The sequence below is a fragment of the Empedobacter tilapiae genome (assembly GCF_004785645.1).
GTDB lineage: Bacteria > Bacteroidota > Bacteroidia > Flavobacteriales > Weeksellaceae > Empedobacter > Empedobacter tilapiae.
In genome coordinates this window covers 171560-187168 of the sequence record NZ_SRPE01000004.1, presented here as the reverse complement: position 1 = coordinate 187168, position 15609 = coordinate 171560, and the positions used below count along the sequence as shown (strand labels likewise).

Below are 15609 nucleotides of genomic sequence, written 5' to 3'. Positions count from 1 at the left end.
AATTACAGGTTTCATTATTTGGCGAAATAAGAAGCGTAAACACAAAAAAAAACTCAGTTAAATAACTGAGTTTTTTTTTATAAAATCATTAATATTTTTCATGAAAGAATTCATTTAGAATTTTAGCTTTAGCTTGTTTATCTTTAGCTTCTTGGCTACGTAATTCTACTCGACGAATTTTACCTGAAATTGTTTTTGGTAAAGCCTCAACAAATTGAATAATTCTAGGTATCTTATAACGTGCTAAATGCTCTTCTGTATATTTAAAAATGTCCTTTGCTAACTCTTCAGATGCTTCATATCCAGGAGCTAAAATAATAAAAGCTTTTACAGCATTACTTCTTAATTCATGAGGACTTGCAACAACTGCAGCTTCCATTATTGCATCATGTTCCAATAATGCACTTTCTACTTCAAAAGGACCAACTCTAAAATCCGAAGCTTTTATAACATCGTCGTCTCTCCCTACGAACCATACATAACCTTCCTCATCTTTATAAGCCTTATCACCAGTATAGTATAAACCATGTTTAAAAACCTTCGACATTTTGTCTTTTTGAATCAAATAGGTTTTAAAAATTCCACTAATTGTGTTATTATTATAAACAACACAAATATTCCCTTCTTCGCAATCTTGTACAACATTTCCATTTTCATCAGCAATAACAATGTCATATAAAAAAGCAGGTTTTCCCATCGAACCATATTTTATTTTTTCATTTGGTAAATTTGCAATCATTGCAGTTGATTCTGATTGACCATAACCATCTCGAATTACTATTCCAGTTCCTTCTTTCCATACATCAATAATTTCAGGATTAAGAGGCTCTCCTGCTGAAACACATTGACGAAGTTTGAAGTCATAACTTTTCAAATCTTCCAAAATCAGAACACGTAGCGCTGTTGGTGGGGCACAGAAAGTTGTTACTCTTAAATCTTGAATCGTTTGTAATTGTTCTTTTGGAACAAATTTATCTGCATGATAACCTAAAATTGTTGCACCCATATTCCAAGGGGCAAAGAAACTACTCCAAAAGAATTTTGCCCAACCTGGCTGCGAAATATTATAATGCAAATCACCTTTTTTCATCCCAACCCAAGAAGAAGTTGTAAAACCTCCAAGTGGATAAGTATAATGTGTATGTACTACAACTTTTGGCATTCCTGTTGTACCAGAAGTAAAAAAATAAAACAAATCATCATCTGCTTTAGTATCTGCGGCTTTAGAAGCAATAGATTCATTCCATAACTCATCAATATTAATCCAACCTTCTCTTTCTCCTTCAGTGATTAATTTAACTTTAATTCTTTTATCAAATTTAGCTTCCGCTTCATCTATTTTAGATGCATTCGCTTGATCTGCTAATGCTACTTCGGGAAAAGAAGATTCAAATCTAAAAGTTAAATCACGAGCCTCTAAAGTCGTTGCTGCAGGTATAATGATTAATCCTCCTTTAATAGCTGCTAAATAGCCTATCCAAGTAACTGGTAATAATGGAACTTGAGAAAACATTTTATCTCCTTGCACAATTCCTTTATTTCGGAGATAATTTAAAAATTGATTGTATTTATTCAACAAATCCTGAAAAGTATAATCTTCTCTTTGATTATTATACTTCCAAATTAATCCTTTTTGTTTTCCAAGTTGGTTAACATTATAAGGTTCAAAAATATCTCTTACCCAATTAAATTTTTCTGGTTTAAAAATTTTAATCTCTTTTAATTGCGCATAATTTTCTTCTTCGATAGTTAATCGAATAGAATTAAATAATTCTTGTACTGTCATTTATTTGTGGTTTTGAATAAATATAGAAAAATTATTTATTCAAACATGGCTTTTCAGGAATAAAAAAAGGATGATTTTATTAAAATCATCCTTTTTGTTATTATTTATTGAGAATATATTAATCTCTACCTCTTCTTGAGTTTCCTGTTCTATTACGGTCTCCTCCGCGGTAACCACCACGATCTCCTCCTCTAGAATCTCTTGAATCACGATCTCCGCCACGGAATCCACCTCTGTCTCCTCCGCGGTCACGATCACCACCACGATAACCTCCACTTCTTTCGCGGTCATTATCACGACGGCTGTTGAAACCACGTCCACGAGAATCTCCTCTGTCATTACGACGACGATCTCCACCACGACGCTCACCATCACCACGTCTTGGTTCTGGTTTAGAAATTTGAACATCTAAATCTACACCATCACGTTGTGCATCTTTGAAAGATTCTAACACTAATGATTCAAATTGTGTATCAACTTCGAAGAAAGAGAAATTACGTAAAATTTCAATTTTTCCGATTTCAATATTACGGTTACGAGTTTGCTCGTTGATTAAACCAATTAAGTTTGGAACACGTAAGTTGTGTTTTTGACCTATATTGATAAAGAAACGAGAGAAATCACGTCCCCCACGACGATTAGAAGAACGATCTCCTCTATCCCCACGATCACCTTCAGATGTAATATCTTTCGTGTTTTTATAATATTCTAAGAAAGAATTGAACTCAACTGTCATGAAACGTTTTAATAAATCGTCACGATCTAAGTTTGCCAATTTTTCGTTTACAGTTTCCATGTAAGGTTCGATTAATTCTTCATCAACTTCGATATTCTCGATTTTGTCAATTAAAGATATTAAACGTTTTTCACAGATTTCTGCTCCAGTTGGTACATTTTTAGGCTCTATTTTAGAAGCGATTAATTTTTCTAAATCTCTAATTTTACGAGCTTCGCGTCCTCCTGAAATAATGATAGAAATCCCTTTATTCCCTGCACGTCCTGTACGTCCTGAACGGTGTACATAAACTTCTGGATCGTCTGGTAAATTGAAGTTTATTACATGTGTCAATTCATTAACATCGATACCACGAGCAGCAACATCTGTTGCAACAAGAATTTGAATATTTTGGTTACGGAATTTATCCATTACATGATCACGTTGTGACTGTGATAAATCTCCATGTAATGCGTCCGCATTATAACCATCTTGCATCAATTTATCTGCTACATCTTTCGCTTCGCGACGAGTTCTACAGAAAACGATACCATAAATATTTGGGTAATAATCGGCCAAACGTTTTAAAGCTAAGTAACGATCAGAAGAACGCACTAAATAAACGTGGTGCTCGATATTTTTTGATGCAGTATTTACTTTACTTACAGCAATCTCAACTGGATTGTGCATATACTCTGAAGCTATACGACGAACCTCTGAAGGCATTGTTGCTGAGAATAATAAAGTTTGTTTTTCTTCTGGAGTAGTTTCTAAGATAGAATCGATTTCGTCACGGAATCCCATGTTCAACATCTCATCTGCCTCATCTAAAACTGTCCATGTGATGTCATTAATTTTTAATGCACCACGTTTGATTAAGTCCATTGTACGACCTGGAGTTCCTACAACTATTTGTGGATTATCTTTTAATCCTCTAATTTGTTTAACGATGTCAGCACCACCGTAAACTGCCTGTACACGTACTCCACGCATATCCGCAGAAAAAGATTCTAATTCTTTTGCAATTTGTAAACATAATTCACGAGTAGGACATAAAATAATTGCCTGTACTGATTTTGAATTACTGTCTAATTGATTTAAAATTGGAAGCCCAAATGCTGCAGTCTTTCCTGTTCCTGTTTGCGCCAATGCAATAACATCTTGTTCTGATGAAAGGATTTGAGGAATAGCTTTTTCTTGGATTGGAGATGGGGTAACGAATCCCATCTTCTCAATTGCAGTTAGGATTTCTTCTTGAAGTCCTAATTCTTTGAATGTAATCATGTTAGATACGATACCGAGATAATGAAATTCATTTATATTTCATATCACGGTTTTTATTTTAAATTATTTAACCAACAGATATGAAAGAATAAAATTAAATGGCTGAGCAGCCTAAAAAATCCCTAAATGAATATTCTTTAACATCCGTACCTTATTTCTAAAAGGCTGTGCAAATGTAAGGATTTTTTTTGAAACACACAACACACTTTCACAATCCTTACAAATCGCACAATTATAATTGTATCAATATGATTATAAATACATTACTTAGCAATCTGCAATATTTACTGCTACTGCTAATCCTCCTTCGGAAGTTTCTTTATATTTATTATTCATATCTTTTGCTGTCTCCCACATCGTATTAACTACTTTATCTAAAGGAACTTTTGCATTTAGAGGATCCGTATCCAATGCTAATTCTGCTGCATTAATAGCTTTAATAGCTCCCATTGTATTACGTTCAATACATGGAATTTGGACTAATCCAGCTATTGGATCACAAGTTAATCCTAAGTGATGTTCCATAGCTATTTCAGCTGCAATTGTCACCTGAGCAGGGGTTCCTCCCATTAATTCACATAAAGCTGCAGCTGCCATTGCCGATGACACACCAATTTCAGCTTGACAACCTCCCATCGCTGCTGATATAGTTGCTCCTTTCTTAAAAATAGAACCAATCACTCCTGCTGTTGTCAAAAACTGTTCAATTTCTTTTTGACCTGCTTTATGATTTTCGATAACTAGATAATACATCAAAACTGCTGGAATCACACCTGCACTTCCATTTGTTGGAGCTGTTACAACTCTACCTAATGAAGCATTTACTTCATTTACTGCTAAAGCAAAACAACTTACCCATTTCAGAATTTGGCGAAAATATACTTTAGTTTTTCGGATAGATGAAATCCATTCTTGTGGATTAGAATATGGAGTTGTTCCAACCAAATTCTTATGCATATCATAAGCTCGTCGTTTAACATTCAATCCTCCGGGTAATACACCTTCTGTATGACAACCTATGTACATACATTCTAACATTGTATTCCAAACTCGCATTAATTCATCATGAATTTCAGTTTCTGTTCGAATTGATTTTTCATTTTCGAACATGATTTCTGAAATTATTTTATTCTCTCTATCACAAAATTCTAATAACTCTGTAGATGTATTAAATAAGTATGGAAAAGAACAAGTTACATCTTCATTTATAGAATCGTCATTTTCTTTTGTAATGAAACCTCCTCCAATTGAAAAAAATGTTGAGGTAAATTCTTCGTCTTCATAAAAGGCTGTAAACATCATACCATTTGCATGAAAATCTAAAAATTCTCGATTGAAAACAATATCTGTTTTAGGGTCAAAATCGATTAAAAATTTATTACCAAAATTTAATTTTTTATCGCTATTTATTGTATTAATTATAGTTGAAATGTCTTCTATAGGAATATATTCAGGATCTGCCCCATTTAATCCTAACATTACTGCATAATCTGTTGCATGTCCTTTTCCTGTTAGAGATAGAGATCCATACAGATCAACACGAACATGAGTAATTTTATTAAAAAGTGACGCTGCTTCTAATTCTTTCAGAAAAGCTTCTGCTGCGCGCCATGGGCCTAAAGTATGAGAGCTTGACGGGCCAACGCCAATTTTAAGCATATCAAATACTGAAATACAATCCATTTTGTACCTTTAATTTATTTTTTCCACACGAGACAAATATAACCGTTAAATTCACATATTCACTTTATTTTCATAGTTTTTTTATCAAGTTAAACAATTATTAAGCTTAAAATATTCATATTGAATGATATTAAGTAAAAAAGCTATTTAACATCATAAAAAAAGAGGTTACAAAATGTAACCTCTTTTATAGACTTTATAATTTTTTGTTTATTTGAATTTGTACCAATAAGGATAAACAATAGCTAAGCCATAACCTATAAACACAAATAATGAGAACATTGTAAATAGCGTTCCATCTGCCATAAATTCTGGTTGTATAACTGCTGATGCAAATAAAGAAATAACAACCATATAGACTCCTACTCTTTTATAATTGTTAACCAAAAATATTCCAATCAATGCTAACACACCTAAAACAATTGTTACAATAGGATACCATTTTGGCATTTCTGGAGCATCTTCATTTAACATTTGTCGGAATAAATAATCATTTGTAATCAACAATTGAAAACCACGATAAAGAATGCTTAAAATTAAGAAGACCATTATAAGAATCATTGATTTAAATAAAAATGATTTTTTATTTCCTTCATGTTTGATAGGGTTTGAATTGTTGCCTTTTTGCATCAAAACATCTGTATCAAAAATATCATCTCTTTCTTTATCTTGCGTTGTATTTGTCATAACTTTTAATTTTTAAAATAAGAAATCATATCCTTTCAAACTTAATTTTTCATATTTTTCTTCATCGAAACGATATAATTTAGAAACTTTACGATGTTGTTTTGGATCTGTAGTATTTCCAGTTTCAATAATCAAATTTGAATTAAATATTTTCTTTCTAAAGTTACGTTTATCTAATTCTCTATTCAATGCTTTTTCATATAAACTTTGTAACTGAGCAATAGTAAACTCGTCTCCCAAAAGATTAAATCCAACTGGACGACGCTTTACACGACGTTTTACACGTTCTTTTGCATATTTTACAATCTCATTATGATCAAAAGCTAAATCAGGAACTCGATCATATGGAAACCACACCCCTCCTTGAGCTTTTACTTTCGCCTCTATTTGTGGAGTTAATTTCACCAATGCATAATATGCTACATTTACTACACGTCCCAATGGATTTCTAAATACTTTAGTAAAAGCTTTTAACTGTTCTATGTATGTTTGATGCTCATCGTAAGCTATTTTTTCGATAAGTAATTCATGAATTGCTTGATCATTACTTACCGTTGGTGCAATATATTTTCCTGGTAAAACCAGAGCTCCTTTAAAAGGTTCGTTTAGTTTTTTATAGACTAATATTTTAAGATCTTCACCATCAAACCCGAAAAGTACGAGACTTGAACATAGAGCGACCTGAAAATATTTTTCTTTTTCTTCGTCTGTCATTTTGTGGGATGATTAAAAAAATTAAACTTCTTAATGAAAAATTGAATGCATCAATCTATTTTTATCATTAAAAGATTCTTCCAACGAAATCATAGATTCTGTTCTCAAAACATCATCTATTTGATCTATTTTATAGATAACATCTTTAGCATCTGCAGTATCTTTAGCACGGATTTTACAGAAAATATTGTATTTTCCTGATACTACATGTACTACTGTTACGTTAGGAATTTTATATAACTCATCTATTACTTTCTGAGTTTTATTTGTTTTTGTAAGTAATAAACCTACGTAAGCAACAAACTGATAACCCATTTTATCATAATCCGTAATTAGTGTTGTTCCTTTGATGATTCCGGCTTCCTCTAATTTTTTGACACGTACATGAATAGTCCCTGCAGAAACATTCATTTTTTTAGCTATTTCTGTAAATGGCATTCTTGTATTATCAATCAAATACATCAAAATTTTCTTATCTACATCATCAATTATATAATTCATTTTCCTAATTTTTGATTATTATTGTTATTTTAATAAAAAATCGAATTAATTTTTAGCAAAATTATAAATAAAACAAACAAACATCAAAATATTTTTTAATGATTTATTTAATATTTTACTTTTGCTACAATAATAGTTCAAAAAAGAAAGAACTAATCACTTTTGTTTGTTTGCGCGAGTTTATTGTCTAACCACAATAAACTCTTTTTTTTTTATTTGATTTTGACTAATCCACGGCGTTTTTGCTGAACCTTGGGCTGAGTATTTTTTTGATAAGTCACCTTGATAGAATCTTTATTATTTTGATGTGTAGAATCTATTCTTTTTTCTTCAGTTTTAATCTGTTTCGGAAATACAATCGAATCAAATTTCTCTTGCTTTTTTTCAATATTTTTCGCTTTAGATTTCTTTTTATTTTCATCTAAACCTATAAAACCTCTAAATGTATCGAAACTTTTATTATACTGAATACCAACTCCAAAACTTTGATTTAAGTTATTTTCCATTCCTGGTAATAACCCGAAAGTTGTTGGTTTTGTAAATGCTCTTAATAATAAAGAACCATTATTTAGTTTAGAAATATCGTATGTAACATCGAAGTTTCCATCAAAATTTTCTTGTACACTTCGGTTATTTGTTACAGCAATTCCATATGATCCTCTCAAACTTAATCGATTATTAACACGATAGGAAACAGATGTTCTAATTTTATCATTTGTATCAGATTGTGCACTTCCTCCTACATACTCCATTTGTATATCTACATTATTCGCTATAGAAGACAACATTCCTGCAATCGTTGATAAACCAATGTCAGCCGCTGTACTTGTAACTCCAGATTGAACAGCTGAGGCGTCACCAAACTTCCCTGTTAATAAAATATAACTAAACTGAAGCATCTGCTCTTCAGTATTAGAACGGAATTTTGATTGTAATTGCGAATTAATATCTGATCCAGCATTTGGAATTGTTAATCCAAAATCGATAATCGGTTTTTTCAATGTTTCAGAAATATTAATTGATAAAAGAGCATCATGAATCTGCGAATGTCCAACTCCTAAGTAATCTCCAACATTTGAAACTGAACGCTGATATTCTGCTGTAATATTAAGTGTTGCATCAAGTGGATTTCCTGCAAATTGCACAGAAGATCCTTTTTTGATTTTAAAATCTTTCGGAATCAGTGGAAATTGTCTAAACTCATATGTTCCGCTTTCTATATTATATACTCCCGTAATATTTAATCCCGCTTTGTTCATTAAAAAACGAAGATTCTCAGCTGTTCCACGTGCAGTTGCTTTATCATTTGTGGTTGCATCAAAAATTAAATTTACCATCGCATTTGGGTACGCATTAATATTAACATCAATAGACATTCCTTTTGGCGCATTAACTTGATTATTTTTAGCTTTCTCATCCAAATGTTGATTTGGAACAAAACGAACCAAGTTATTTTCAGATTCAATAGTTGTACTACCAGTATTAATTGTCAATTCTGAATTCCCAACTACAGTTGCATCACCTGCAATTTCTAACTCTTCAACCGCACCAAACATGGTAACATTTCCTTTCGCAAAGACTTTTCCATAAAACAATTCATTATCTTTGATTGTTGTATTCATTACCAATAAATTTTCGGTATCAAAATCTAAATTGAGACCCCATTTACTTAAATTTCTAAAAAGTATTGCTCCATCTACCTTTCCTTTTGTATTATAAGCCGTATCTCTAAAAGCAATATCATTTAACATAATAATCCCTTGCCCTTTTCCTTGTTTCGAAACAAGCAATTCGTTTTCTCCTTCAAATAAATAATCTGTTCCTAAGAAATTAACTTTTAATCCAAGGTCTTTTGCAATCATATTTCCACTAAGATTTGGTAGATCAACTGGTCCAGTAATTTTTAAATCACCAGACAATGTTCCACGCATATTAGAAAAAACTGATTTCAAGAATCCTTCTAAGAAATCTATATGAAATTCATCAAAATTGGCATCTACATCAACTTCAGGACCTGTTGGTTTATTAATAATATTACCATAAGCAACCAACGATTGAATTTGCTCTTTCTGCAAGCTCGTTTCAAAATTAAATTGTTTATCTGCTACATTATAACCTCCTTGTAAAGTCAAATTACCAAGCTCAAAATCATTTAAACCTAACTTATCAATTTTAGCTTCAAGCGTTGGTTCTAACTTTTCTTTTGTCCTAATAATATCTACTTTACCATTTGCTATACCAACTATTTTTAAGTTATTCAACAATGTTTTAGGAATGATCTTTTCTAAATGCAAATCTTTAAAATCAGCATTGAAATTATAATCTACATTGTTATTAAACAAACCACTTACTTTTAAATATTGCTCTTCCGATTCTAATGATAAATCTTCAACTTTCAATGATTTATTGATTCGATTAAAAATTACACGATTCGAATTTGCATCATTCAAATGATTAATTGTCCATTGTGTCGAATCTATTTGTATCGTCGAAGGGGAAAATCCAAAAATCAAATCATTATTATTCTGAACTGTATGAAAAAGATTCAGATTAAATAAAATTGGATTTTTGCGACCTATATTAAAATCTGTTTTGACAATCATTGTATCATTCTTCGGAATTGAATTTACATTAATCGCATTAATCGTTACACCACTTACTTTTAAACTATCAATCTTTGCATTTAAGGTTGGTAATTCTGCAATTGTGTTTAGATTAACATTGGACTGAAACAATTGTATTCCAGCATATTTTATCCCTGGTGTTTCGAGTGTAGCTTCTAATTGATTTTCAGTTCCATCAATATAACCTTTTACATGTGTATTAGGTTCAATAGAAATCGATGGATCAATATATTTCAATAAGTTTTCTTGCACATAAACATCAAATGAAAATGCTTGATTTGGTGAAACTTTTTTATGACGGAAAGATGGAATTAAATCTACAAGCGAATTATTGATGACATTTGCAACTTCCGTAATATTATAGCGACCATCTACTGTAGCGCGCATATAATTAGGAACATCCAAAGTCATGATTTTATGCGACCCATTAATTTCTGAATTCAAGATAACATGTGACAATTCTAATGTATCTTTTTTGGAACGGAAATAAAGATTTTTGACATCAATATTTCCTCTAAAATCATTAATATTTGTTAATTTAAAATTTCCTGCAACATCACCACGTACAACTGCGTTTAGATTTTTTGTAAGCCCAAGAAAATCTAAATTAATCTGACGAATATTCGAAGTAAAATCAAAATCATAAGGTTTTCCGCTAAAGTTAATTCTACCTTTCAATTGCGCATTTAGATTAGGATCTTTGATATCAAACAAACCATTGAATTGATAATTTTTGACCAAACCATCAACCGTAATATTTTGATAACGTTTACCCATCAAATCCATATAACGAAGTGTTCCGTCTACATCTAAATTGATATTTTTCAAGTCTGTTCCTCGTCCATCAAATCTAAATTTTCCGCTTACATAACCCAAATCTTTTGCATTTGTCAATTGACGAAGATTTAAATTTTTCGCATCTAAAGTTCCTTTATAAATTAAAGCTTTTACATTTTTATAATTCTTGATTTGCGCTTTAATATCTGCATCTCCAAGTCCAGAAACTGCGTAACCATTCGCATGAATTTCATTTGGATTTAATGAAATATCTCCACGATAATTTAAATTCCCAAAACGCGTCAACAAATTCGGAATTTTCTTCGAAACAAATGTCGGAAGTAATTTTGTAATTTTCTGATATGATGTATTGACTTTTAGATTTCTTGTCGAAAAATTCAATAACGAACCATGTAAAACATCTTGTAATTGCAAACGCGAAGCTCCAACATAATTATCTTCTCCTTTCAATTCGAAATCAGAAAAAGTCAAATTATTCAGCGTTCCGTTTACTTTTCCATATAAATCTACAGACGAATTTTTATCAAATAAAGGAGTAAAATAACGAATTTCTTTAAAGTTAATTTTAGAACCTCGATCAAAGAAAACATCCCAACGAACTTTATTTTCAAAGTCACTCATATCCGAAGGTTCGTCGTAACTCAATAACAAATTCCCAATCAAAACAGATGTATCCGTTCTCAAATTCAAATTCCCAACTCGAATTTCTTTTTTCGAATAATGAACTTTTCCTGTAAAATTTTGTACGTTATACGTTTCTTTATTTTTAGTTGCAATAAAGCAGAAGTTTTCTAAATCAGCCGTAATATCAGAATCAACTAATCGAAACTTTTTTACAGTCATGTTCAATTGTTTCGAATCCAACCAAACATTTCCAGAATTTTGATTAACAATTGAAACTTTACCATCTTCCAAAATAAAATCTCCATCCAATTTGAAAATCTTTTTCGGATCTTTTGGTTTATCAGAACTAAAACCGTTCACAAATTTGATAAAATTGGAAATCGAATCACCTTTGTATGTTATCACACGAATTTCCGGCTGAATCAATTTTACCTCACTTAAATTAATGTGATCTTTTTTAATTCCTGGCAGAAGTGTCCAAAGATTAATTGTTGTTTCTAAGGTTTTCGACTTCATAAAATCATATTTATGATCGTCTTTTATCTTAACCCCATGGAAATATATTCGTCCAAAAAAATCAATATCCACCGAATCCACATACATTTGAGTATTTAGAGACTTATTTAATTTTTCTAACGCAAAGTGAGCTATTTTTGTCTGTACCGCAGGGATTTGTATTGCGATTGCTACTGTTAAAACAAGGGTTAAAACGAGTATAATCAATGACAATAAAAATCTTCCTATTCGTCTGACTATTTTCAATGGTTTAAATTTACGATATTTGCAGGGTAAAAATAAGTTATAAATTTTATTCTACAAGGAATTATGAGCGATAAAAACTACATTTTAGCCATAGAATCTTCTTGTGATGATACAGGCGCAGCAATTATTGACGGAAATAAAATTATTTCTAATGTTGTCGCAAGCCAAAAAATTCACGAAATATATGGTGGCGTAGTACCAGAATTAGCTTCGAGAGCACATCAACAAAATATTGTTCCCGTCGTAGATCAAGCCTTAAAACAGGCTAATATTAACAAAGAAGAACTTAAAGCAATTGCGTATACGCGTGGCCCAGGATTGATGGGTTCACTTTTGGTTGGCGGAAGTTTTGCAAAATCTTTCAGTCAATCATTGGATATTCCGTTGATTGAGGTCAATCATATGCAAGCACATATTTTAGCTAATTTTATAGAAGATGCCAACGACGAAAAACCAACTTTTCCATTTTTATGTTTGACAGTTTCTGGAGGACATACTCAAATTGTAAAAATCAATAATTATTTTGAGATGGAAATTTTAGGTGAAACAATTGATGATGCGGCTGGTGAAGCGTTTGATAAAGCGGGTAAAATTTTAAATTTACCTTATCCTGCAGGTCCAATAATTGACAAAAAATCTAAGATTGGAAATCCTACAAAATTCAAATTTGCAAAACCAAAAATTGAAGGTTTAAACTTTAGTTTTAGCGGTTTCAAAACGTCAATTTTATATTTTATTCAGAAAGAAGTCAAAGCGAATCCTAATTTTATCGAAGAAAATATTGATGATTTATGCGCTTCTATTCAGCATTCTATCGTTAATATTTTAATGGAAAAACTAAAAAAAGCATCGGACGAAACTGGAATTAAGCAAATTGCGATTGCAGGTGGAGTTTCGGCAAATTCTGAAATTCGTCAACGATTAAAAGACGGAGAAACTGAATTTGGTTGGAAAACTTTTATTCCAAAATTTGCTTATACAACAGATAATGCAGCGATGATTGCAATGGTTGGAAGTTTAAAATTTGATCAAGAGTTATTTACAGAAAACACAGCGAAATCTGTGGCTAAATACCATATTTAATGAAATTATTTTTTGGAAAAATTCATCAAGAAACAGCTATTCTGAACGAAGAAGAAAGTCATCATTTTGCGAAAGTTTTGCGCGGAAATGAAGGCGATTTGGTTCATGTGACAGATGGAAAAGGAAATTTGGCGGAAGTAGAAATCACGTCGATTTCTAAGAAAGCAGTTGAAGGAAAAGTTATTGATTTAAAAACAAGTTTCGAGCAGAAAAATTACTATTTACATGTTGCAATTGCACCAACAAAAACAATGGAACGTTTGGAGTTTTTCTTGGAAAAAGCAACTGAAATTGGTATAGATGAAATTACTTTTCTGCAAACTTTTCATTCGGAACGAAAAAATATTAAAATCGAGCGAATCGAAAAAATTGTTCAGTCTGCAACAAAACAATCGTTAAAAGCGTATTTGCCAAAAGTGAATGATTTGACAAAATTCAATGAATTTATCAAACAGGATTTTGAAGGTTTTACGAAGTGTATTGCGCATTGCGAAGCAGATATTGAACGCACTCCTTTACGAACAGTTCTGGAAAATAATCCGCAGAAAATTTTAATTATGATTGGTCCTGAAGGTGATTTTTCAAGAGATGAAATTTTCGCTGCAGAAGATCATAATTTCACAGAAATTAGTCTTGGGCATCAACGTTTTCGTACTGAAACTGCTGCTTTACAAGCTGTTTTTGCGGTTGATTGGGGATTGAAATAATTTAATAATAAAAACTTCAACTCAAAAATTGAGTTGAAGTTTTTATTATTTACTTTGTTCTTTTATAAAATCATTTATTGTAACATTTAATCGTTTATTACGAATATCTTTTTCAAAACGAATTGGATCTGCAGCTCTCTCTACACAATCTTTCATTCCACAATTTTCGCATGTAACCGCAACCTCCCTTACAGGAATTGATGGGTCATTCATAAATTTTATTTTACGTTGAGCCGACTTATATAATACTCCAATTGTCACGCTACGTAGATAATTAGGATTAAAAGGATCTTTTGTTGCTGAAGAAATTACATAATATTTTTGATTATTATTAAATGGATACAACGATATCTGAGCTGAAATTTCATGATGATCATCTTGATGTTTTTCTAATCCTTTTAATACATTTAAAGAAACCCAACGTCTACAATAATGTTCATCTGTTTCATTTGCCTGAGGTGATTGTTGCTGATTAAGATGCAACTCTTTCGTTAATTTAAATGAATTCGATCCAACTTTTGTAGATAATCTTAAGAAAAATAAATCACGAATATTAAAATGTTTTGGCAACAAATTCGTCATACGTTGATAAACCGTTTCAGGAGACTCAGTATACTTACCTAAAATCTCTTGAAATTTAGACAAATCATGATGTTCTACAGCAAACAAATCCTGCATATCTTTCAATAATTTGGCTTCCGGTAACAATAATGCGCCTGCAAAATATGAAGCATAGAAATTATTTAACAGTTGGTCAAAAGTTTCGAAACTTGCCCACGAAAAAGTATATAAACGCTCCTTTAAATCAAGATAATTATATCCTAATTCTTTCGCCAAGATAAATCTTTTTTGATCGTTATCAGAAATTAAATTAATATAAAGTAGTTTTTTTTCTTTTATAAAGATTGAACGTAGCTTAGCTAAATCTTTTGCTCCAAAAAGACTAAAATCTTTATAAACTATTGTGTAATTATATTCTTCTTTAAGAATTTCCTCCATTACTTCATTCGATACAAAATCATCTGAATCAACTAAATATTCTCTTAAGAAGTTTTTTGCTGAATTTTCTATTTCAGGAAAATAATTATCATTAGCTTCTTGAAAAGAACGCAACGATGCTAAGAAAAAACTTTCACGAGTAAGATTATAATTATTTCCAATTTCAATCAAAGTAGAGATAAAAGCATTTACTTTCATTGGCGCATTCGAAATAATTTCGATTAAATCCCTCTCTTCAATTCCAAACAATTCTAATGGAATCTCCTGTAACAAATTTGACTGAAGGATTTCTGCAACTGGAGCTAAATTTTTATCTAATTTCAACGAAACTAACTCATCATAAGGAACTTCTAATGCTTCAGCAAGAGCAACAATTTTATCAGTTTTTGGATATTTCTTTCCTTTTTCAATCTCATTTAAATAAGATTTTGAAAGCCCTGTCAATTTAGACAACTTAAACAAAGACAAATCTTTAGACGATCTTATTTGTTTTAATTTTAATCCAAAAATTAATTTAATATATTCTTCCTGCATAATTTTTTTAAAAATATTTGGTAAATGTAAACGAATTTTTATAATTTAGCGAACGTTCGCTGGAAGTAAATTTCCGCTTAAGATAACTAAACCCAAAATTACAACAAA

At 31.2% G+C, this 15609-nt stretch carries 10 protein-coding genes; 2 read left to right on the top strand and 8 right to left on the bottom strand.

All coding sequences use genetic code 11. From position 1 onward, the window contains the following. Positions 1-88: 88 nt before the first annotated feature. From E4J94_RS06765 to E4J94_RS06735, 7 genes are all read right to left on the bottom strand, one after another. Complete coding sequence (locus E4J94_RS06765) at positions 89-1786, bottom strand: AMP-binding protein (protein WP_135835097.1); 1698 nt, start codon at positions 1784-1786, stop codon at positions 89-91. Between the two features lie 118 nt (positions 1787-1904). Continuing rightward, positions 1905-3785, bottom strand: a complete 1881-nt coding sequence (locus E4J94_RS06760; protein ID WP_135835096.1) for a DEAD/DEAH box helicase — start codon at positions 3783-3785, stop codon at positions 1905-1907. Positions 3786-4052: 267 nt separating this feature from the next. After that, positions 4053-5468, bottom strand: a complete 1416-nt coding sequence (locus E4J94_RS06755; protein ID WP_135835095.1) for an L-serine ammonia-lyase — start codon at positions 5466-5468, stop codon at positions 4053-4055. 210 nt (positions 5469-5678) lie between these two features. Further along, the gene (locus E4J94_RS06750; RefSeq protein ID WP_135835094.1) at positions 5679-6155 is read right to left on the bottom strand and encodes a hypothetical protein; all 477 of its coding nucleotides are present in this window, start codon (positions 6153-6155) and stop codon (positions 5679-5681) included. Positions 6156-6167: 12 nt separating this feature from the next. After that, entirely contained in the window at positions 6168-6869 is a 702-nt protein-coding gene (locus E4J94_RS06745) for an NUDIX hydrolase (protein ID WP_135835093.1), read from the bottom strand. 30 nt (positions 6870-6899) lie between these two features. Continuing rightward, on the bottom strand, positions 6900-7370 hold the full coding sequence (locus E4J94_RS06740) for an Lrp/AsnC family transcriptional regulator (RefSeq protein WP_135835092.1): 471 nt from the start codon (positions 7368-7370) through the stop codon (positions 6900-6902). A 212-nt stretch (positions 7371-7582) separates the two neighbouring features. Beyond that, positions 7583-12178, bottom strand: coding sequence for a translocation/assembly module TamB domain-containing protein (locus E4J94_RS06735; protein ID WP_135835091.1), 4596 nt, complete (start codon positions 12176-12178; stop codon positions 7583-7585). Between the two features lie 63 nt (positions 12179-12241). Here E4J94_RS06735 and tsaD point away from each other — a divergent pair, with 63 nt between their 5' ends. Both tsaD and E4J94_RS06725 read left to right on the top strand, forming a co-directional pair. Then, positions 12242-13261 (top strand): tRNA (adenosine(37)-N6)-threonylcarbamoyltransferase complex transferase subunit TsaD, encoded by a 1020-nt coding sequence (gene tsaD / locus E4J94_RS06730; RefSeq protein ID WP_135835090.1) that lies wholly within the window; start codon positions 12242-12244, stop codon positions 13259-13261. Further along, positions 13261-13968, top strand: a complete 708-nt coding sequence (locus E4J94_RS06725) for an RsmE family RNA methyltransferase (RefSeq protein WP_135835089.1) — start codon at positions 13261-13263, stop codon at positions 13966-13968. The genes tsaD and E4J94_RS06725 overlap by 1 nt, the downstream gene beginning before the upstream one ends. Positions 13969-14013: 45 nt before the next feature. Here E4J94_RS06725 and E4J94_RS06720 read toward each other — a convergent pair whose 3' ends face one another. Beyond that, positions 14014-15501 carry a helix-turn-helix domain-containing protein gene (locus E4J94_RS06720; RefSeq protein ID WP_135835088.1) on the bottom strand — a complete coding sequence of 496 codons (1488 nt, stop codon included), beginning with the start codon at positions 15499-15501 and terminating at the stop codon, positions 14014-14016. Between the last annotated feature and the right edge of the window lie 108 nt (positions 15502-15609).